The organism is Bradyrhizobium sp. LeoA1Lang (genome assembly GCF_055413685.1).
Genome location: NZ_JBVAPG010000095.1, coordinates 1 through 18,825 on the forward strand (window position 1 = coordinate 1; position 18,825 = coordinate 18,825).

General features: G+C 65.8%; 20 protein-coding genes. 9 read left to right on the plus strand and 11 right to left on the minus strand.

What is annotated here, in order from left to right; translation table 11 throughout:
- Positions 1 to 195: 195 nt before the first annotated feature.
- Entirely contained in the window at positions 196 to 495 is a 300-nt protein-coding gene (locus ACZYOF_RS27360) for a hypothetical protein (protein ID WP_130584170.1), read from the minus strand.
- Between the two features lie 398 nt (positions 496 to 893).
- Between ACZYOF_RS27360 and ACZYOF_RS27365 the strand changes: the two genes are divergently transcribed.
- From ACZYOF_RS27365 to ACZYOF_RS27380, 4 genes are all read left to right on the plus strand, one after another.
- A complete protein-coding gene (locus tag ACZYOF_RS27365) occupies positions 894 to 1,214 on the plus strand; it encodes a c-type cytochrome (protein ID WP_165421577.1) in 321 nt (106 codons plus the stop codon).
- Positions 1,215 to 1,610, plus strand: a complete 396-nt coding sequence (locus ACZYOF_RS27370; protein ID WP_463717727.1) for a VOC family protein — start codon at positions 1,215 to 1,217, stop codon at positions 1,608 to 1,610.
- Between the two features lie 65 nt (positions 1,611 to 1,675).
- Positions 1,676 to 2,224, plus strand: a complete 549-nt coding sequence (locus tag ACZYOF_RS27375) for a gluconate 2-dehydrogenase subunit 3 family protein (RefSeq protein ID WP_130584168.1) — start codon at positions 1,676 to 1,678, stop codon at positions 2,222 to 2,224.
- 27 nt (positions 2,225 to 2,251) lie between these two features.
- Positions 2,252 to 3,820, plus strand: coding sequence for a GMC family oxidoreductase (locus ACZYOF_RS27380; RefSeq protein ID WP_463717728.1), 1,569 nt, complete (start codon positions 2,252 to 2,254; stop codon positions 3,818 to 3,820).
- Positions 3,821 to 4,090: 270 nt separating this feature from the next.
- Here ACZYOF_RS27380 and ACZYOF_RS27385 read toward each other — a convergent pair whose 3' ends face one another.
- On the minus strand, positions 4,091 to 4,402 hold the full coding sequence (locus ACZYOF_RS27385) for a ribbon-helix-helix domain-containing protein (RefSeq protein ID WP_028163938.1): 312 nt from the start codon (positions 4,400 to 4,402) through the stop codon (positions 4,091 to 4,093).
- A 220-nt stretch (positions 4,403 to 4,622) separates the two neighbouring features.
- Between ACZYOF_RS27385 and mutL the strand changes: the two genes are divergently transcribed.
- Positions 4,623 to 6,437, plus strand: a complete 1,815-nt coding sequence (gene mutL, locus ACZYOF_RS27390; protein ID WP_463717729.1) for a DNA mismatch repair endonuclease MutL — start codon at positions 4,623 to 4,625, stop codon at positions 6,435 to 6,437.
- 91 nt (positions 6,438 to 6,528) lie between these two features.
- Here the strand turns inward: mutL and rsmD are convergent, their stop codons facing one another.
- The gene (gene rsmD / locus ACZYOF_RS27395) at positions 6,529 to 7,083 is read right to left on the minus strand and encodes a 16S rRNA (guanine(966)-N(2))-methyltransferase RsmD (protein ID WP_394567171.1); all 555 of its coding nucleotides are present in this window, start codon (positions 7,081 to 7,083) and stop codon (positions 6,529 to 6,531) included.
- Positions 7,084 to 7,288: 205 nt separating this feature from the next.
- The gene (locus tag ACZYOF_RS27400; RefSeq protein WP_463717730.1) at positions 7,289 to 9,373 is read right to left on the minus strand and encodes a pseudouridine synthase; all 2,085 of its coding nucleotides are present in this window, start codon (positions 9,371 to 9,373) and stop codon (positions 7,289 to 7,291) included.
- Positions 9,374 to 9,492: 119 nt separating this feature from the next.
- Here ACZYOF_RS27400 and ACZYOF_RS27405 point away from each other — a divergent pair, with 119 nt between their 5' ends.
- A complete protein-coding gene (locus tag ACZYOF_RS27405; protein ID WP_282530302.1) occupies positions 9,493 to 9,951 on the plus strand; it encodes a nucleoside deaminase in 459 nt (152 codons plus the stop codon).
- Positions 9,952 to 10,035: 84 nt separating this feature from the next.
- On the opposite strand, the gene ACZYOF_RS27410 is transcribed toward ACZYOF_RS27405, so the two are convergent.
- Positions 10,036 to 10,941 carry an alpha/beta fold hydrolase gene (locus ACZYOF_RS27410; RefSeq protein WP_463717731.1) on the minus strand — a complete coding sequence of 302 codons (906 nt, stop codon included), beginning with the start codon at positions 10,939 to 10,941 and terminating at the stop codon, positions 10,036 to 10,038.
- A gap of 31 nt (positions 10,942 to 10,972) precedes the next feature.
- Positions 10,973 to 12,250: a phosphoribosylamine--glycine ligase gene (gene purD / locus ACZYOF_RS27415; protein WP_463717732.1), complete on the minus strand. Its 1,278-nt coding sequence runs from the start codon at positions 12,248 to 12,250 to the stop codon at positions 10,973 to 10,975.
- A 169-nt stretch (positions 12,251 to 12,419) separates the two neighbouring features.
- On the opposite strand from purD, the gene xseA reads away from it, so the two are divergent.
- The gene (gene xseA, locus ACZYOF_RS27420) at positions 12,420 to 14,036 is read left to right on the plus strand and encodes an exodeoxyribonuclease VII large subunit (RefSeq protein ID WP_463717733.1); all 1,617 of its coding nucleotides are present in this window, start codon (positions 12,420 to 12,422) and stop codon (positions 14,034 to 14,036) included.
- A 123-nt stretch (positions 14,037 to 14,159) separates the two neighbouring features.
- Here xseA and ACZYOF_RS27425 read toward each other — a convergent pair whose 3' ends face one another.
- On the minus strand, positions 14,160 to 15,002 hold the full coding sequence (locus ACZYOF_RS27425) for a dienelactone hydrolase family protein (RefSeq protein WP_130582987.1): 843 nt from the start codon (positions 15,000 to 15,002) through the stop codon (positions 14,160 to 14,162).
- Between ACZYOF_RS27425 and ACZYOF_RS27430 the strand changes: the two genes are divergently transcribed.
- Complete coding sequence (locus ACZYOF_RS27430; protein WP_463702646.1) at positions 14,980 to 15,102, plus strand: hypothetical protein; 123 nt, start codon at positions 14,980 to 14,982, stop codon at positions 15,100 to 15,102. The two genes, ACZYOF_RS27425 and ACZYOF_RS27430, sit on opposite strands and share 23 nt — an antisense overlap.
- An 86-nt stretch (positions 15,103 to 15,188) precedes the next feature.
- On the plus strand, positions 15,189 to 15,413 hold the full coding sequence (locus ACZYOF_RS27435) for a DUF2093 domain-containing protein (protein WP_130582979.1): 225 nt from the start codon (positions 15,189 to 15,191) through the stop codon (positions 15,411 to 15,413).
- Positions 15,414 to 15,519: 106 nt separating this feature from the next.
- On the opposite strand, the gene lpxK is transcribed toward ACZYOF_RS27435, so the two are convergent.
- The 4 genes from lpxK to ACZYOF_RS27455 are packed head-to-tail and all read right to left on the minus strand — an operon-like array spanning position 15,520 to position 18,793.
- Positions 15,520 to 16,542, minus strand: coding sequence for a tetraacyldisaccharide 4'-kinase (lpxK, locus tag ACZYOF_RS27440; RefSeq protein ID WP_130582980.1), 1,023 nt, complete (start codon positions 16,540 to 16,542; stop codon positions 15,520 to 15,522).
- The gene (locus ACZYOF_RS27445; protein WP_130582981.1) at positions 16,535 to 17,869 is read right to left on the minus strand and encodes a 3-deoxy-D-manno-octulosonic acid transferase; all 1,335 of its coding nucleotides are present in this window, start codon (positions 17,867 to 17,869) and stop codon (positions 16,535 to 16,537) included. Before ACZYOF_RS27445 ends, lpxK begins: the two co-directional genes overlap by 8 nt.
- Positions 17,832 to 18,545, minus strand: a complete 714-nt coding sequence (locus tag ACZYOF_RS27450) for a lysophospholipid acyltransferase family protein (RefSeq protein WP_130582982.1) — start codon at positions 18,543 to 18,545, stop codon at positions 17,832 to 17,834. Before ACZYOF_RS27450 ends, ACZYOF_RS27445 begins: the two co-directional genes overlap by 38 nt.
- Complete coding sequence (locus tag ACZYOF_RS27455) at positions 18,542 to 18,793, minus strand: DUF4170 domain-containing protein (RefSeq protein WP_028166941.1); 252 nt, start codon at positions 18,791 to 18,793, stop codon at positions 18,542 to 18,544. Before ACZYOF_RS27455 ends, ACZYOF_RS27450 begins: the two co-directional genes overlap by 4 nt.
- Between the last annotated feature and the right edge of the window lie 32 nt (positions 18,794 to 18,825).

Here is an 18,825-nt window from a genome sequence, read left to right on the forward strand (position 1 = left end):
CCAGAATGCGGCGAACCGCCTCAAGCTTGAACTCTCGGCTGAAAACACGGGGGGATTTGTTGGGCATACGTTCTCCGTTAGAGAACTGTCCCTAATTTCCCGTGTCTCACTTTTGGGGGGCACTCCAGTGAGCGGTCCCGAGTTACGCTTCGCTCCACCCGGGCTACGGGTTCGATCGTAGGGAGAGAGCTCGCTCTAGTAGCGCTTGCTGCCAGGAGCAGCGGGTTCCGTCGCCGTGCCTTTGTGCGCTCCGGCGCCGGCGCCGGCACCCACCGTGCCCTTGGCGCCGGACTTCGCGCCGGTCTTTCCGGTCGGAGCCGCCGTCTGCGCGTTCATTTCCTCATCGCCGCTACCCGTCATTCCACCCGGCGCCACGCTCCTTTCCTGCGCGCCGCCGCGGATCGCGCCGCCGGTGGCGGCGCCTTGTGCAAGGACAGGGCCGACGAGTGCGGCCGAGAGGGCAAACGCGATCACAGAGGTTTTCGCTAGCTTCATCCATTGCTCCTGGATTTTGTCCGTGCGGGAAGGTTCGGCGGTTCCATGCGCCGCCTGCTGCGCCGGTCTCCCCTTCACGCGGATTGAACGTGTCGCAAACGACGCGTGCGCCATGCAATCTGCGTCGTGTGGAGATCGTGCAGGGATTTCGGGGCAATTTCGCGAAATTGCGCTTCACATATGCGGCGGCGTGACGTGGTTTGGCCGGCACGATTTTCCTAGCTGCTCATCGACGCGTTTTGTTCTGCGGTGAAACAGCCCGCTACTACCACCGCCTTTCGCGCGCGACCTAGAGTTACCGCGTACAGGCGGTGAGGTGGATGAGAAGGCTACGCGCGACGGCAGCAATCGGACTCGGATGTTGCAGTGCGTTGCTCGCGACGATCGCGGCTGCGCAGATGCCATTGCCTGCCGCCAAGCCACCCGATGGTGCCGCACTGTTCAAGCAGCAATGCGCGACCTGCCACACCACGAACCTCACCGATCCGGTCCGCCAGGGCCCGCCACTGTTCAAGGTCGTCGGCCGTGTCGCGGGCAAGGCCGATGGCTTTCACTATTCACCCGGCTTCGCGCAAGCCGATTTCGTCTGGGACGACGCCAGGCTCGACGCCTGGCTCACCAACCCGCAGGCGATGATCCCCGGCTCCATCATGGCCTATCGCCAGGCCAAACCGGAGACCCGCGCCGCCATCATCGCCTATTTGAAGGAGCTCAACTGAATGGCAAAACCCGTTCACTCGATGATCCGCGTGCTCGACGAGGCGAAGTCGCTCGATTTCTACGCGCGCGCCTTCGGCCTTGAGGTCGCCGATCATCTCAAGTTCGACGATTTCGCGCTGATCTATCTGCGCCACCCCTCCTCGCCGTTCGAGGTCGAGCTGACGGTCAATTTCGACCGCAAGGAGCCCTATTCGCTCGGCGACGGCTACGGCCATCTCGCTGTGATCGTCGACGATCTCGATGCCGAGCATGCGCGGTTCGAGCGGGAAAAGCTCGTGCCGGGACCGCTGCGCGATTTCAAGCATAACGGCAAGACGCTGGCGCGCTTCTTCTTCGTCACCGATCCCGACGGCTACAAGATCGAGGTGATCCAGCGCGGCGGCCGTTTTGGCTAGAGCATAATCTGGAACGAAGAAATACGACCAATCAACAATGACAAAACATTCCACGGAGGAAACCCATGAGAGAAGTCGATCGTCGAAGCAAATATGATCGCCGCGTCTTCCTGAAGGGCGCGGCAACGGCGGTACCGACCGTCGCTATCGCCACCAGCACGGGCCTCACCATCAGCGATGCCTGGGCCGATGACGCCACCACGCTGACGCCGGCGACATTGAAGACGCTGGTGAAGATGGCGCGCGACATCTATCCGCACGATTTCCTGGGTGACAGTTATTACATCGTCGCGGTCAAGCCGTGGGACGGCAAGGCGGCCAAGGATCCCGCGATCAAGTCGCTGATCAATGACGGCGTTGTCAGGCTCGACCAGGAGGCCAACGACCGACACAAGGTGCCTTATGTGCAGGTGCCCTGGGAAGCCGATCGCGTGGTGCTGTTGCAGCGGATCGAAGAGACCGCGTTCTTCCAGAAGATCCGCGGTGACCTCGTCGTCTCCCTCTACAACCAGAAAGAGGTCTGGCCGAAGTTCGGCTATGAGGGCTCGTCCGCCGAATATGGCGGCTACCTCAAGCGCGGCTTCGCCGACATCGACTGGCTCCCGAAGGCATAAACCAACCAACGCTCTGGGAGGATCACAATGGCAAAATTCGATCTCAATGACAGTGGCGTGGTGGTGATCGTGGGCTCCGGCGCGGGCGGTGGAACGCTCGGCAACGAGCTCGCACAGAAAGGCGTCAAGGTCGTCATCCTCGAAGCCGGACCGCGCATCGAGAACCAGGACTTCGTCAACGACGAATGGGACAGCTTCGCCCAGCTCGCCTGGTCGGACATGCGCACGACGTCGGGAAGCTGGCGCGTCGCCAAGGACTTTCCGAACCTGCCGGCATGGATCGTGAAGGCGGTCGGCGGCTCGACCACGCATTGGGCCGGCGCGTCGCTGCGCTTCGACGAGCATGAGTTCAAGGTCAAGAGCACCTATGGCGGCATCCCCGGCGCCAATCTCTTGGACTGGCCGATCACGCTCGCGGAGATGGAGCCGTATTACGCCAAGGCCGAGAACAAGATGGGCGTGACGCGGACCAACGGCATTCCGGGCCTGCCCGGCAACAACAATTTCAAGGTGCTGGAGGCCGGCGCCAGAAAGCTCGGCTACAAGACCGTGCACACCGGCAACATGGCGATCAACAGCGAACCGCGTGACGGCCGCGGCTCCTGCCAGCAGATCGGTTTCTGCTTCCAGGGCTGCAAGTCGGGCGCGAAATGGTCGACGCTCTACACCGAAATCCCGAAGGGCGAGGCCACCGGCAATCTCGAAGTGCGCCCGGGCAGCATGGTGATCAAGATCGAGCACGATCAATCCGGCAAGGTGACCGGCGTGGTCTATGCCGACGCAAACGGCGCGATGCAGCGCCAGAAGGCCCGCGTGGTCGCGGTCGCCGGCAATTCGATCGAGAGCCCGCGGCTGCTGCTCAACAGCGCATCGACCATGTTCCCGGACGGGCTCGCCAACTCCTCCGGCCAGGTCGGCCGCAATTACATGCGGCACATGACCGGCAGCGTGTATGCGACCTTCGAGAAATCGGTGCACATGTATCGCGGCACCACGATGGCCGGCATCATTCGCGACGAGGCCAAGAACGATCCCTCACGCGGCTTCGTCGGGGGCTACGAGATGGAGACGCTGTCGCTTGGCTTGCCCTTCATGGCTGCCTTCCTCAGTCCCGGCGCATGGGGACGCCCGTTCACCAGTGCAATGGAAGGCTATCCGCGGATGGCCGGCATGTGGCTGGTCGGCGAGGACATGGCGCAGGAGACCAACCGTGTCACGCTTGATCCGAAGGCGAAGGACAAGTTCGGCATGCCGGTCGCGAGCGTGCATTTCGACGATCATCCGAACGATCTCGCGATGCGCGCCCATGCCTACAAGCAGGGTGCCGCGGTCTACGAGGCGGTCGGCGCCACCGTCACCTATCCGACGCCGCCCTACCCGAGCACGCATAATCTCGGCACCAACCGAATGAGCGAGAAGGCGAAAGATGGCGTGGTGAACAAATACGGCCAGACCCACGACATCAAGAACCTGTTCATCTCGGATGGCAGCCAGTTCACGAGCGGGGCAGCCTGCAACCCGACACTGACGATCGTGTCGCTGGCGATCCGGCAAGCCGACCACATCGCCGGCGCAATGCAGCGGAAGGAGATTTAGGATCTGATGCTAGCCACGCGCTCGCTTCGCCTCTCCCGCTTGCGGGGGAGGCCGACGCGCGAAGCGCGGCGGGTGGGGGCTCTCTCCCCACGGACAGTCCCTCACCCCAACCCTCTCCCGCAAGCGGGAGAGGCGGCTACGACGCCTGCACCCGCAGCGCCGTAGCCCGGCTGGAGCGCCAGCGTAACCCGGGACCTCCGGCAGATGTTGATGCAGGCGTCCCGGGTTGCGCGTTCCGCTCCACCCGGGCTACGAGGCTCGCGAGGGAGCCTACTCGGCCGCGTCGAGAATGGCGGGCCTGTCGCGCAACTCCGGCGACGCGGCGCTCTTGGAACGATAGATCAGGCAGGAGCAGCGCAGCAGCGAGGCGAAATTACTGACCTCGCCGTGATGGTCGAGAACCTCGTTGTGCAGCGTGGTGAGGAATTTCGCCAGACTCATCCCCTCCTTCGCCGCGATCTCCTCCAGCGTGTCCCAGAACGCCAGTTCCAGCCGGATCGAGGTGCAATGGCCGCCAAGTCGCAGCGATCTGGTCTGCGATTCGTAGTCGCGTTGCGGCTGATGGGCGAACAGATGACACATGGAATCCTCCCGCCAGATTATAATTTTTCTAAACGATATACCCGACCGCACAACCCGACAATCCTGCGCTGCACAGCCGGCGTCCCGCGAATGCCAGTGCCTTCAAGATGATAGGCAGGTCCCATCCCCAGGGCCGCGTGGATTTCCGGACCCGAACGCATGCATTTGTTGCGGCGCCCGCCTAGAATGGGTTGATCCTCGAATCGATGCCACGCACGCCATGCCCGTCCGCCAGCTTCCCGAACAGGTCGTCAATCGCATCGCCGCCGGCGAGGTGGTCGAACGCCCCGCGAGCGTGGTCAAGGAACTGGTGGAGAATGCGATCGATGCCGGTGCGAGCCGGATCGATATCTTCACCGATGGCGGCGGGCGGCGGCGGATCGGGATCACCGATGACGGTGGCGGCATGACACGCGGCGACCTCGCGCTTGCGGTCGACCGCCACGCCACGTCAAAACTCGATGACGAGGACCTGCTGCGGATCCGGACGCTCGGGTTCCGCGGCGAGGCGCTGCCCTCGATCGGCGCGGTGGCAAAGCTCAACATCGTGACGCGACATGCGAGCGAACCGCACGCGTGGTCGCTTTCGGTCGAAGCCGGCGTGAAATCGGAGGTCATGCCCGCGGCGCTCGGCCAGGGCACCCGCGTCGAGGTCGGCGATCTCTTCTACGCGACGCCGGCGCGGCTGAAATTCCTCAAGACCGACCGCACCGAAGCGGAAGCGATCCGCGAGGTGGTGCGGCGGCTCGCAATGGCGCGGCCAGACATCGCCTTCACGCTCGCCGGCGAGGAGCGCGCGCCGGTCACCTGGGCCGCGGCACTGCCCGGCGCGCCCGGCCGGCTGACGCGGCTCGGCGATATTCTCGGGGGCGAGTTCCGCGGATGCGCGATCGAGGTCCGCGCCGAACGCGAGGGCGTCGTGGTCGAAGGCTTTGCCGCCGCGCCGTCGCTGACGCGGGCGAATGCGCTCGGCCAATACCTGTTCGTCAACGGCCGCCCGGTGCGGGACAAGCTGATCCTGGGCGCGGTGCGCGCGGCCTATGCCGACTACCTGCCGCGCGACCGCCATCCCGTGGTGGCGCTGTTCGTCACGCTGCCGCCGCAGGAGGTCGACGCCAATGTGCATCCGGCCAAGACCGAGGTGCGCTTCCGCAATGCCGGCCTGGTCCGCGCCCTGATCGTGCATGCGCTTAAAGAAGGTCTCGTGCGCGAAGGAAGGCGCACCGCGGCCAATACCGATGGCGCGGCGCTCTCCGCCTTCCGTCCTTCCTTCGTGCCCCCACGCCCGACCAATTGGGACTGGCGCCGCTCGCCGGCTTTTCCCGTGCGGCCGTTGCCTTCATTCGACGGCGTGGCCGCAAGCGCGTTGGCCGAGCCTGGCCAGGCTGCCTTCGACGTCGGCGCGCCGACCGCCGATGTCCGCTTCGAGGCGCAGCCCGCGGCCGACCTGCTCGATCGCCCGCTTGGCGCGGCGCGCACGCAGATCCACGAGACCTACATCGTCTCGCAGACCCGCGACGGACTCATCGTGGTGGATCAGCACGCCGCCCATGAGCGCATCGTCTATGAGAAATTGAAGGCGTCGCTGGCCAAGAACGGCGTGCAGCGGCAGATTCTGCTGATTCCTGAAATCGTGGAGCTCGACGAATCCACGGTCGAGAAACTGCTCGATCGCGCCGAGGAGCTTGCCACTTACGGGCTTGCGATCGAGTCCTTCGGTCCCGGGGCGGTTGCGGTTCGGGAGACGCCGTCGCTGCTCGGCAAGGCCAATGCGGCCGGGCTGCTCCGCGACCTCGCCGAGCACATGGCCGAATGGGACGAGGCGCTGCCGCTCGAGCGACGCCTGATGCATGTCGCCGCCACCATGGCCTGCCACGGCTCGGTGCGCGCCGGACGCCGTCTCAAGCCGGAAGAGATGAACGCGCTTTTGCGCGAGATGGAAGACACGCCGAACTCCGGCCAGTGCAACCACGGCCGCCCGACCTATGTGGAATTGAAGCTGTCGGATATCGAGAAGCTGTTCGGGCGGCGGTGAGCTGCGCGGGACGCGTAGGGTGGGCAAAGCGTAGCGTGCCCACCATCAAGCACTCCGCTCGCAATGGTGGGCACGCTGCGCTTTGCCCACCCTACGGCACCTTCAAGAACACGAACTCGGTGTCGTCATACGCGCGGCGCTCGAGCTCTTCGAAGCCGTCAGGCGCGGCGAACGCGGCGGCCTTCGCCTCTTCCACCACCACGAGCGCGCCGGGCGTCAGCCACGCGCCGTCGCGGAGCGAGGCCAGCGCCTTCTCGGCCATTCCCTTGCCGTAGGGCGGATCCAGGAACACCAGCGAGAACGGCTCGACGGGATGCGCGGGGCCCAGATTGGTGGCGTCGCGGCGGAATACTTTTGTCACGCCACCGAGCCCCAACGACTCCACGTTGTTGCGGAGGAGCGCGCGGGCTTCGGCGCCGTTGTCGACGAACAGCGCGAACTTCGCGCCGCGCGACACCGCCTCGATGCCGAGCGCGCCGGTGCCGGCAAAGAGGTCCAGCACCCGCGCCCCCTCAATCGGATCGTCATAGGCGTGGACGAGGATGTTGAACACGGACTCGCGCAATCGATCCGCGGTCGGGCGAATGTCGCGCGAGGATGGCGCGGCCAGATTGCGGCCCTTCAATCGTCCCCCGACGACGCGCATTCACGGTTCTCCGTCATGCCCGGGCTTGCCCGTCTTCGCTGTCGCTTCGCCGGACTGACACTGGCGCGCCCGGCGAAGCCTTCGCGTAGCCGGGTCCCGGGCATCCACGTGCTTCGGTCCACGGCGCAAGAAAGGCGTGGATGGCCGGGTCAAGCCCGGCCATGACGGCGCGAGAGCCAGCGACGTCTCTGCAGCCATCGCCCAGCTACTCGTCCTTCGGCTTCAGGTCGCGCTTGCCGTGATAGGTGCGCTTGACGCGGCGTGGCGGGCCGTAGCCGGCATTCTCTTCCTCGTTGCGGATGCGCGCTTCCTCACTGCCGGAGCGCTGCACCAGCACGCGGCGGCCCTTGCGGTCGGCAATCACGGCGCGCTTGCTCGCCGGCTTGGACGGCTTCCTGTCGCGTGGCGCATCGTCGTCACCGTCGGCATGGTGCTCTGGCCGGGCGAAGTCCACGCCCGCAAGCTTGGCGACCTTCTCGCCGAGCTGCTCGCGCAGCACCCGCGTCTTGACCTCATCGACCTTGCCTTCCTCGAGCTCGCCGAGCTGGAACGGACCGTAGGAGATCCGGATCAGCCGGTTCACCTCGAGCCCGAGATGCGCCATCACGTTGCGCACCTCGCGGTTCTTGCCCTCGCGGATCGCGAACACCAGCCAGACGTTCGAGCCCTGGTCGCGCTCCAGCGTCGCATCGATCGGACCGTACTTGACGCCCTCGACCTCGACGCCCTTCTTCAGTTCATCGAGCTGCGCCTGCGTCACCTCGCCATGGGCGCGGACGCGATAGCGGCGCAGCCAGCCGGTGTCGGGCAATTCGAGCACGCGGGCGAGCCCGCCGTCATTGGTCAGCAGCAGCAATCCCTCGGTGTTGAAATCAAGCCGGCCGACGCTGATCAGCCGCGGCAGGCCTTCAGGCAGATTGTCGAACACCGTCGGCCGCCCCTCGGGATCGTCATGCGTCGTCATCAGCCCGCGCGGCTTGTGATACATGAACAGCCGGGTCCGCTCGCGCGGCGGCAACGGCTTGCCGTCGACCGCGACGACATCGTTGGCGGTGACGTCGAGCGCCGGCGAATTGATGACGCGGCCGTTCACGGTGACGCGGCCCTGCGTCACCATTTCCTCGGCGTCGCGGCGCGAGGCAAGGCCGGCACGCGCCAGCACCTTGGCGATGCGCTCGCCGGATTTCTTCGTCTTCGGCTCCGGACGCGGCCGTCTCTCGAAATCTGCCGGTCGTTCGCGATAGGCGCCGCGGCCGCCGAAGGCCGGACGCTTCGCAAAGATCTTGCTCTCATCCTCATTGTCGCGGCGCGGACGGTCGCCGAAACGTCCTTCGCTGCGCGGATGCTCCTGCCAGTCGGTGCGTCCTTCGGGGCGCTCGCGGCCACGATCGAACTTGCGATCATCGCGCTCGCGGGGACGATCGAATTTCGGCCGCTCGCGGAATGGACGATCGCCCTGTTGACGGTCGTCGCGCGCGCGCGAAAAGCGAGGGCGCTCGTCGCCGCCGCGATCGTCGCGCGGCCGGTCATAGCGCGGCTTGTCGAATTTCGGCCGGTCGAAATCGCGCGAGCTGCCGAAATTGCGTTCCGGACGATCGGAATTGCGCTCGCGCTTCTCCCACGGCTTGGACTCGCCGCGCGGCGGGCGGTCGCCGAAATCCTTGCGCGGCGCCCGATCCCCGCGGTCGGCAGCACCGCGCGAGAATTTCCTGTCGCCGCCGAACTTTCTCTCGGGCCGATCGCCATCGCGGGATGGACGGTCGCCAAAGGATCGTTCGCCGCGTGGTGCATAGGATCGCTTCTCGCCGTCACGATCGCGCGAAGCGTAGGGCTTCTTGTCGCCGAACTTGCGATCGGAAAACCGCGACGCCGGACGGGCATCGTCGCGATTGGCGCGCGGGGTGTAGGGGAGCTTTTCGCCGCCGCGGTCATCCCGGCCAAACCTCGGCCGGTCGCCGCGCGGCTTGAACGGCCGCTTCTCACCATCGCGCGACGGGCGGTCGGCAAACGTTCGCTCTCCGCGCGGGCGGTCGTCGCGGTTGAAGCGCGGCTTGTCGCCATAGTCCCGGCGCGGCGCCTCATCCCCGTCGCGGCGGCGGAACGGGCGATCTTCGCGCTTGCTGCCGAAGTCGCGCTTTGCATCATCGCGCTTTCCGGCAGAATCCCTGGTCCCAAAGCCGCGCTTGGCGAACTTCTTCTCCGGCCCGCGCGCCTTGCCGGAGCGGCCCTTGCCGCCCGGCCGATCACGCCGACCGCGGGAATCGTTGTTTTTGTCGCTGTCGCGGGGCATGAATAGTCTCACTTAGGGGGCAAATGGCGCTCATGCGTGCCCGTTATCGAGCCGCAATCTCACGCAAAAACCGGGCATCCACTTTTGCTGAAGGCGCAGCTAGTAGCAGGTTTCTTGCGATGATACGAGGCATGACTGCCCCTTCTTTCATGGATTTGGCGCTGAAAACCGCCGAAAACGCCGGAAAGGCCGGCGAAGTTCCGATCGGCTGCGTGATCGTCCGGGGCTACGAGGTGATCGCCACCGCCGGCAACCGGACCCTGACCGACCGCGACCCGACCGCCCATGCCGAGATTTTGGCGATCCGGCAGGCCGCGGAGGCGATCGGCACCGAGCGGCTGGTGGATTGCGATCTCTATGTCACGCTCGAGCCGTGCACGATGTGCGCCGCCGCGATCTCGTTCGCCCGCATCCGCCGGCTCTATTACGGCGCGGCCGATCCGAAGGGCGGCGCGGTGGAGTCCGGCGTGCGGTTCTTCGCGCAGCCCACCTGCCATCACCGGCCGGAAATCTATCCCGCCATCGGCGAGCGAGAGGCCGCAGTGCTATTGCGGGAGTTTTTCCGGGAGCGGCGGTGAACTTCCCGGTGCCCGGGTGGAGCGCAGCGCAACCCGGGGTTCTGGAGTCCGTGTCTTCCCGGGTTGCGCTGCGCTCCACCCGGGCTACGAAGCGAGAAAGAACTCCCGCAGCAGCTTTGCCGTGGCTTCCGGATTTTCTTCGGTCAGGAAATGGCCGGAGTCGACCGGCGCGCCCACGACATTGGTTGCCCACTGCTTCCAGGTGTCGAGAGGCGTAGCGGCCGCACTCGCAATCCCGGCATCGCCCCACAGCGCCAGCATCGGGATCGTGATCTTCCGGCCGGCCTCGACATCGGCCTTGTCGATCTCGTAATCGGCATAGGCGCCGGCGCGGTAATCCTCGCACATCGCATGCACGCGCGAGGGATCGCGGAATGGCGCCAGATAATGCTCCAGCGCGCGCGGATCGATGGCGTCCAGCGTCTTCGACTTGGTCTGGCTCGCCATCTTGTGCTTCAGGAAGAAATCCGGCGCGCCCAGGATCAGCGTCTCCGGAAACGGCGCCGGCTGCGCCAGGAAGGTCCAGTGATAGATCTTCAGCGCATAGAGGCGGTTGATGCGCTCCCAGTAATTATAGGTCGGCAGGATATCGAGCACCGCGAGCTTGGACAGCCGCCCCGGATGATCGAGCGCCAGCCGATAGGAGACGCGGCCGCCGCGATCGTGACCGGCAAGCGCGAACTGCACATGGCCGAGCTTCTCCATCGCCTCGATCATCGTCTTCGCCATCGCGCGCTTGGTGTAGGGCGTGTGGTCCTTGTCGCTCTCCGGCATGTCCGACCAGCCATAGCCCGGCAGGTCGGCGATGATCAGCGTGAACCTGTCGTCGAGCTTTGGCGCCACCGGATGCCACATCACATGCGTGGACGAGAAGCCATGCAGCAACAGCAGCGGTGGCCCCTTGCCGCCGACGCGCGCGAAGATGCGGCCTGAGGAGGTGTTGATCCATTCGGAGGCATAACCGGGGAAAAGATCGGCGAGATCGGACATTCGCGTACCTCCTCTGAATTTCGGATCGAGTTTAGCCCTGCTCGGCCTCCACCGCCTGCCAGGCGATGTCGCGGCGGCAAAAGCCGTCCGGCCAGCGGATACGGTCGATCGCAGCGTAAGCGCGCTGCTTGGCTTCGGTCACGGTCGTGGCCGACGCGCAGATGTTGAGCACGCGGCCGCCATTGGCGAGGATGGCGCCATCCTTCTCGACCGTGCCGGCATGGAAGATCTCGACGCCCTCGATTTGGGCGGCCTCGTCGAGCCCTTCGATGCGCGTGCCCTTCTTGTAATCGCCGGGATAGCCCTTGGCGGCCATCACCACCGTCAGCGCCGGCTCGGGGAACCAGCGCAGGTCAAAATTCTTCAACTGCCCGTCGCAGGCGGCGAGGAAGGCCGGCACGATGTCGGACATCATCCGCAGCATCAGCACCTGGCATTCCGGATCGCCGAAGCGGACATTGTATTCGAACAGTTTTGGCCCCTGCTCCGTCAGCATCACGCCGGCATAGAGCACGCCGCGGAACGGAATGCCCCGCTGCTTCATGCCGGCAACGGTCGGCAGGATGATCCGCGCCATGATCTGGTCGTGGATCTCAGGCGTCACGAACGGCGTCGGCGAATAGGCGCCCATGCCGCCGGTGTTCGGCCCCTCATCGTGATCGAACACGCGCTTGTGGTCCTGCGCGGAGGCGAGCGGGATCGCCGTCTCGCCGTCGCACAGCGCGAAGAAGCTGATCTCGCGGCCCGACAGGAACTCCTCGATCACCACCTCAGTGCCGGCCGAGCCGAACGCGCCCTCGAACATCATCGCGATGGCGGCGTCCGCCTCGTCCAGCGTTTTGGCCACCACGACGCCCTTGCCGGCGGCGAGGCCATCAGCCTTGACCACGATCGGCGCGCCCTGCGCCCGTAGATAGGCAAGCGCATCATCGGCATTGTCAAAGCGGCGGTAGGCGCCGGTCGGGATGTTGAACTCGCGGCAGAGATCCTTGGTGAACCCTTTGGACCCCTCGAGCTGCGCCGCCAGCCTGCTCGGACCGAACGCCTTGATGCCGGCAGCGGCGAGATCGTCGACGATCCCCGCTGCCAGCGGGATCTCCGGGCCGACCACGACAAGATCGACGGCGTTGCGCCTGCAGAATTCAATCACGGCGGAATGATCGGCCACATCGAGCGCCACGCATTCGGCCTCGCGTGCGATTCCGGCATTGCCCGGGGCGCACCACAGCTTTGTCACCAGCGGAGAGGCGGCGATCTTCCACGCCAGCGCATGTTCGCGGCCGCCGGAACCGATCAGGAGAATGTTCATGCGATTGCAGTCAGAATTTAAGGGTTGCCGCGCCGTAGCGCGACGGTTTAGCACGGCATCACGCCGCCGCAAGGAATGGCTCGGGCTTGATGTGGATATGTGGCCTGACGGGCTGGTTGGCACCCCAGGACCTTGCGCCCGCGCCTAAAAAGCCCGATTCTAACAAGTGATGACCGCTGCACCGAATCTGCTCAATGCGCCCGAATTCACCGTCTCGGAACTGTCCTCCGCGCTGAAGCGAACGGTGGAGGACCGGTTCGGCCATGTCCGGGTCCGCGGCGAGATCACGGGCTTCCGGGGCCCGCATTCCTCCGGCCATTGCTATTTCGCGCTGAAGGACGAGAACGCCAAGATCGAGGCGGTGATCTGGAAGTTCGCCCACGCCCGCATGCGCTTCAAGCCCCAGGAGGGGCTCGAGGTCATCGCGACCGGCAAGCTCACGACCTATCCGAACTCCTCCAAATACCAGATCGTGATCGAGTCGCTGGAGCCGGCCGGCATCGGCGCACTGATGGCGCTGATGGAGGAGCGCAAGAAGAAGCTCGCCGCCGAAGGCCTGTTCGACGAGGCGCGCAAGCAGCTCCTGCCCTGGCTGCCGGAGGTGATCGGCGTCGTCACCTCGCCGACCGGCGCCGTGATCCGCGATATCCTGCATCGGCTGGAGGACCGCTTTCCCCGCCGCGTTCTGGTGTGGCCGGTCAAGGTGCAGGGCGACGGCTCAGCCGAGCAGGTTGCCGCCGCAATCCGCGGCTTCAACGCGCTGCCAGAAGACGGAAGGATTCCGCGACCGGACCTGCTGATCGTCGCGCGCGGCGGCGGTTCGCTGGAGGACCTCTGGTCGTTCAACGAGGAGATCGTGGTCCGCGCCGCCGCCGACAGCATGATCCCGCTGATCTCAGCAGTTGGTCACGAGACCGACATCACGCTGATCGATTTCGCCGCCGACAAGCGCGCGCCGACGCCGACCGCGGCCGCCGAAATGGCGGTGCCGGTGCGCAGCGAATTGCTCGCCGAGATCGCAGCACTGGCTCGGCGCGTGTCCGTGTGCTGGCAGCGCGGCCAGGAGGCCCGCCGCAACGAATTGCGGGCCGCAGCGCGCGCGCTGCCGGCGCCGAGCGAACTGTTGGCGATCCCGCGGCAGCGGCTGGATCACCTCGGCGCAGCACTGCCGCGCGGGTTGAAGGCGAATACGCACGCGCATTTCCGCCGCTTCGCCTCCACCAGCGGCCGGCTGACGCTGCGGGTGCTGCACGGGCAGATTTCGCACGCCAGGCAGCGCCTGACCGTCTCAGGCGAGCGCATCGCCCTTTCCGCGCGCTCGCTCCTGCGCAGCCGGCGCGAGCGCTTTACGGGGCTGGAGGTTCGCTTCAAGGCGTCCAAGCTCGCCAATGCGCAGGCGCAGCGCAATGCGATCGCGCGGCAGCGCGAACGCACCCATCGGCTCGCCGAGCGCGCGCAACGCGCCATGGTCACGCTGCTACAGCGGCTCGACGCGCGCGTCGGCCAGAGCGGAAAATTGCTGGCCGCCCTCTCCTATCGCAGCGTGCTCGCCCGCGGCTTTGCCCTGGTGCGCGACGAAGCGGGACATCCCGTGCATGCCGCGGCCAGCGTCGCGCCGAATGCGCTTCTGTCGATCGAGTTCGCCGACGGCCGCGTGGCTGCTACCGCCGATGGCGACCACTCTGTCGCCGCGGCGCCGACGCCCCAGCCCAAGCCGGTGACGCGCGACACGAAACCCGCGCCAAAGCGGGTCGCAAAGCCGGTCGACCAGGGCAGCCTGTTCTAGCCTGTAGCCCGGGTGGAGCGGAACGCGTAACCCGCGACACCTGTGTCCGCGTTGCGAGCGGCCCCGGGTTACGCTGGCGCTTCACCCGGGCTACGGCAGTAGGGAGAGAGCCCTCACCTGGCACTAACGCGAGAGCCAGGCGGCGACCTGTTTCTGCGCGTCGGTGCGCGCCTCTGCGTCGGTGCCGATGTGGCCGACCTCGGGCATTGCGGCATCGGCTGTTCCGGCAATCGCACGCAGCGGCAGATTGGCGAGATCGAAGTCGTGATAGGCGCCGGGATAGGTGATGATCCGCGCCAGCGCGCTGCGGCCGCGCGCGCCGTCGACCATCTGGTGGCAGGCCGGCGGCGAGCTGACATCGTCGTTGGCGCCGATCATAACCAAGGTCGGCACCCGCGTGCTCCAGCCGAGCCTGGAGGACAGCCGGCAATCCGGATAGAACGCGATCGCCGAGCGGAAATCCGGCTCGGTGCTGCGCGAGGGGAGTTGCGGCCGCACGGCCCACAACAGCGCACTGGCGCCATTGGCCCAGCCGATCAGGCTGATGCGCTCATGCGCCACCCAGGGCTGCTGCATCAACCATTGCCGCGCCGCCATGATATCAGCGACCCGCTCGCGGCGCGCCAGCACGTGCCGTTCCCGATCCTTGACCCGGCATTGCGGGCCGACCTCGCGCGAGCCGTAGCTGTCGGGCAACAGCACGGCATGGCCGGTCCGGAGCAATTGTTCCGCCCAGTCGCGGTAGCGCGGCAAGACCGGCTCCGAACGCCCGGCGAGGCCGCCGCAGCCGTGCAGCGCAATCACGGTCGGAAACGGGCCGTCGCCGTCGGGCTTGTAGAGCTGCGCGTGCAACGTGAGATTGGTGGCGGGAATATCGACCTGATGGGGCGCAGGCAGCGGCGCGGCCGTCGCAGCGGAAGCCACGGCAACGAGCGTCAGGAAAATGGCTGCTGACAAAAACCGCATCTCAATTGGCCGCATCATGGTGGCGCTGCTGACCGAGCGGACCACGGGTGCGAAACTATCATGCAGTCTGGCCGCAATTCATCACAAGTCGGTGGTTTAACCTGCGGACATTACAGCCTATTTATGGTAGGTATAAACCGCAACCCCAACGAGGCCTCGCGTTAAGGCCGGGCGGAGAGTTTCATAGTGCTGAACAAGTTCGGTCCCTCGGGTCATGGCGAAGCGCAGGTGCAATATCTCGATGGCGATTTCCGCGTGGTCTCGCCCGGAACTTATGTGCGCTGCTCCATCACGGACGTACGGATCCCGCTCGACGAACTGAAATATTGGAGCGTCGATCTGCAGGAGGCCTATGCGACCCCGACCGCGGTGCTGCAGCGGCATTTTCCCGCAGCGCTGAAGCAGGGATAGTGCTGCCGTAGCCCGGGTGGAGCGCCAGCGTAACCCGGGGCCCTCTCAATGCGGACACAGATGTCCCGGGTTGCGCTTCGCTCCACCCGGGCTACGAAAGGGGACGTCAGCTACGGAGCCTGTTTCCGCGCGCTTTGGACAGGCTGTCTGAGACGAATTTGCGCAGCAATGCTGCATCCTCGAACTCCAGTGTCACCGCGAACGGCACCACCGCCTGCGCCCAGACCGGTAGTTCACCGCGCTGCTTGAGCCGCGCCAGATCCTTCTCCGTGGTCACCAATGTCAGCCCGTCGCCTCTCGCCTCCGACACCAGGCTATCGATGTCGGCCTTCGAGAACACGTGGTGATCGGGGAAGGCGCTCTCCCTGACAACGTCGACGCCGCTGTTGCGGAGGGTGTTGAAGAAGCGCGCGGGATCGCCGATACCGGCAAAGGCGAGCACGCGGCGGCCCTGCAGCGACGTAAGCGATGCATCGTCCGGCCGAAGCTGCGCCGCCAGCACGGGCTTTCCGCGCACGGCAATCTCCGTCGCCAGCATCTTCGCAGCAGTACCGTCGCCGACCACGACGAGCGCGTCGGTGCGCGCAACCTGCGGCGCCAACGGCGCGCGCAACGGGCCGGCCGGAAACACTTTCCCATTGCCAAGGCCACGTTGGCTATCGATCACGATGATCGAGGCATCCTTGGCGACCGCCGGGTTCTGGAAGCCGTCATCCATCACCAGTACGCTCGCGCCGAGCGACTTCACCAGCGCGACGCCATCAGCGCGATCGCGCGCGACCACGACCGGTAGCCGCTCGGCCAGCATCAACGGCTCATCGCCGACATCGGCGGCGGAATGGCTGGAAGGATCGACCTGCACCGGCCCGCGCAACTCGCCGCCATAGCCGCGGCTGAGCACAACAGGCACTTCGCCGAGTTCGCGCAGCAGCTTCGCCAGCGCCAGCACAGTCGGCGTCTTGCCGGCACCGCCCGTATGATAATTGCCGACGCAGAGCACGGGAATGCCGGCGTCGATCCCCTTGCGCTGCAGACGCCTGGCGGCGATGGCGCCGTAGAGCGTGGCGAGCGGCTGCAACAGATGCGATTTCCAGGATGCCGGACCGTGCCAGAAGGCCGGCTCACGCATTGGCGGCTCCCATCTCGATCCGTAACTGCAAGAGATACGGTTCGAGCGCCGCAAGTGTTCGCTCCAGCGCGCCGCCGAGCTGCTGCACCACATGTTCGGCGGCCCCAAGCGAGGCTTCGCGCGCCTTGGCATTGTCCAGCAACTGGCCGAGCTGCTTCACCAATGCTTCCTGTGTCTCCGCGCGCCGCGCGCCACCGGCACGGTCGAGCGCCTCATAGACATCGGTGAAATTGAACACGTGCGGACCGTGTACGATCGCGGCGCCAAGCTTCACGGCCTCGATCGGATTCTGGCCGCCGTGCGGAACCAGCGAGCCGCCCATGAACACGATCGGCGCCAGCCGATAGAACAGGCCGAGCTCGCCCATGGTGTCGGCGACATAGATATCGGTGGTCGCAATCGGCAGTTCCTCGCGCGACCGCAGCGCACTGTGCAGGCCGGCGGCCTCGACAACGCGCATAACCGCTTCGCCGCGATCGGGATGGCGCGGCACGATCACGGTGAGCAGCGAGGGAAAGAATCCCGCAAGCGCGCGATGCGCTTCCACGAGCTGCTCTTCCTCGCCGGGATGGGTGGAGGCCGCGACCACGATCGGCCGGCCGCGCGTCACCGCCATCAGCCGCTCCAGCTTGGCAGGATCGGCCGGCGGCGCCGCGACGTCGAGCTTGAGATTGCCGGTGATGACGACATTGCGGCTGCCGAGCGCCGCAAAGCGTTCGGCGTCTATTCTCGACTGGGCCAGGCAGATGTCGAAACGGTCGAGCAGGGCCGAGATCGTGTGCGACATCCGCTGCCAGCGCGGAAACGAGCGCTGCGACATCCGTCCGTTGATCAGCACCATCGGCAGGCGGCGCGCGGAGCTAGAAAGGATCAGGTTCGGCCAGAGGTCCGACTCGATGAACAGCGCCAGCGACGGCCGCCAGTGGTCGAGGAAGCGCGCGACATAGCGCGGGGTATCATAGGGCACATATTGATGGATGACGTCAGGCGGAAAGCGCTTGGCAACGATCGCCGCCGAGGTGACGGTGCCGGAGGTGAGCAGGATGCGCAAATTGAGCTCGCGCAGTTTCTCGATCAGCGCCGCCGCCGCCAGCACCTCGCCGACGCTGGCGCCATGGATCCAGACCAGCGGCCCGTGCGGCCGCACATCGGCGCTGACGCCGCGCCGTTCGCCAACGCGAGCCGGATCCTCCTTGCCGAGCTTCAGCCGCCGCCGGATCAGCGCAGGTGCGAGCGGCACCATCGCGGACGACAGTCTTTGGTAGACCCGCAACGTCATCGGCAGCGAGTTAGCCAAGAGCTCCCTCCGGACGCCCGACGGCCGCATAGGCCTTCCGGGTCGCTTCGTTCAGCAAGGCCTCCACCCTGAGCCGCAACGTTTCCATCATCTCGGCGTCGGCGTCGGGCGGCACCTCCACGGAATCGATGCCCACCAGTGCGCCCCGTCCGAATGGCAAATTAATGGTGGTGGAATCCCAGTTTTTCAACCGGATGAACCGGCTGGTCACCATGGCAAAGGGCATGATCGGCCGGCCCGACTGGCGGGCCAGCATGATGACGCCGAGACCGGCGACCCGGGCCTGCTTGGGCACGTCGGCGGTGGTCGCGACGTTCCACTTATCCTCCAGCGCCCGCAGCATCTCCTTGAAGGCGCCGACGCCCCCCTTGCGGTGGAAACTGCCGGAATGGTCGCCCGACCCCCTGATGGTGCCGACGCCGAGCCGCTCGGCCGCGATCGCGTTGAACTCGCCGTCGCGATGCCGGGAGACCAGGACCTTGGCGCGGTGGTTTCCCCTGACCCGGATGAAGGGGGTCATCAGGTGCTGGCCATGCCAGAACACGAAGATGCAGGGCATCTGCGGTTCCACCTGCTCGTAGACGTCAGGCGGCTCAAGGCTGAACCTGTTGGTCAGCCAGACCAGCCGCAGATATTCGGCCGCAAGCAGGCCCAGCGCACGCTGCACGAGGCCGCTGCGCAAAAAATCGCGAATCAGACGTTTCAAAGGGAGGGCTTTGTGTCTTGACCCGGATCGAGCAGCCGATGGAGGTGGACGATGAAATAGCGCATGTGGGCGTTGTCCACGGTCTGCTGCGCCTTCGCCTTCCAGGCCACGTGAGCGCTGGCGTAGTTCGGATATACGCCGACGATCTCGACCTTATCGAGATCCTTGAAGGTGTTGTGCTGGAGGTCGATCAGCTCGCCACCAATGACGAGATGCAATAATTGCTGCGGCTGGGCACTATCTGACATAATTGTTTTTCCTGATGAGATGCCCGGCAGGG

What these genes read in the sequence shown, in the direction of transcription:
- ACZYOF_RS27360 (WP_130584170.1), bottom strand. Translation starts at nt 495, where the DNA reads ATGAAGCTAGCGAAAACCTCTGTGATCGCGTTTGCCCTCTCGGCCGCA.
- ACZYOF_RS27365 (WP_165421577.1), top strand. Translation starts at nt 894, where the DNA reads ATGCCATTGCCTGCCGCCAAGCCACCCGATGGTGCCGCACTGTTCAAG.
- ACZYOF_RS27370 (WP_463717727.1), top strand. Translation starts at nt 1,215, where the DNA reads ATGGCAAAACCCGTTCACTCGATGATCCGCGTGCTCGACGAGGCGAAG.
- ACZYOF_RS27375 (WP_130584168.1), top strand. Translation starts at nt 1,676, where the DNA reads ATGAGAGAAGTCGATCGTCGAAGCAAATATGATCGCCGCGTCTTCCTG.
- ACZYOF_RS27380 (WP_463717728.1), top strand. Translation starts at nt 2,252, where the DNA reads ATGGCAAAATTCGATCTCAATGACAGTGGCGTGGTGGTGATCGTGGGC.
- ACZYOF_RS27385 (WP_028163938.1), bottom strand. Translation starts at nt 4,402, where the DNA reads ATGTGTCATCTGTTCGCCCATCAGCCGCAACGCGACTACGAATCGCAG.
- mutL (WP_463717729.1), top strand. Translation starts at nt 4,623, where the DNA reads ATGCCCGTCCGCCAGCTTCCCGAACAGGTCGTCAATCGCATCGCCGCC.
- rsmD (WP_394567171.1), bottom strand. Translation starts at nt 7,083, where the DNA reads ATGCGCGTCGTCGGGGGACGATTGAAGGGCCGCAATCTGGCCGCGCCA.
- ACZYOF_RS27400 (WP_463717730.1), bottom strand. Translation starts at nt 9,373, where the DNA reads ATGCCCCGCGACAGCGACAAAAACAACGATTCCCGCGGTCGGCGTGAT.
- ACZYOF_RS27405 (WP_282530302.1), top strand. Translation starts at nt 9,493, where the DNA reads ATGATACGAGGCATGACTGCCCCTTCTTTCATGGATTTGGCGCTGAAA.
- ACZYOF_RS27410 (WP_463717731.1), bottom strand. Translation starts at nt 10,941, where the DNA reads ATGTCCGATCTCGCCGATCTTTTCCCCGGTTATGCCTCCGAATGGATC.
- purD (WP_463717732.1), bottom strand. Translation starts at nt 12,250, where the DNA reads ATGAACATTCTCCTGATCGGTTCCGGCGGCCGCGAACATGCGCTGGCG.
- xseA (WP_463717733.1), top strand. Translation starts at nt 12,420, where the DNA reads ATGACCGCTGCACCGAATCTGCTCAATGCGCCCGAATTCACCGTCTCG.
- ACZYOF_RS27430 (WP_463702646.1), top strand. Translation starts at nt 14,980, where the DNA reads ATGGCTGCTGACAAAAACCGCATCTCAATTGGCCGCATCATGGTGGCG.
- ACZYOF_RS27425 (WP_130582987.1), bottom strand. Translation starts at nt 15,002, where the DNA reads ATGCGGTTTTTGTCAGCAGCCATTTTCCTGACGCTCGTTGCCGTGGCT.
- lpxK (WP_130582980.1), bottom strand. Translation starts at nt 16,542, where the DNA reads ATGCGTGAGCCGGCCTTCTGGCACGGTCCGGCATCCTGGAAATCGCAT.
- ACZYOF_RS27445 (WP_130582981.1), bottom strand. Translation starts at nt 17,869, where the DNA reads ATGCGGCCGTCGGGCGTCCGGAGGGAGCTCTTGGCTAACTCGCTGCCG.
- ACZYOF_RS27455 (WP_028166941.1), bottom strand. Translation starts at nt 18,793, where the DNA reads ATGTCAGATAGTGCCCAGCCGCAGCAATTATTGCATCTCGTCATTGGT.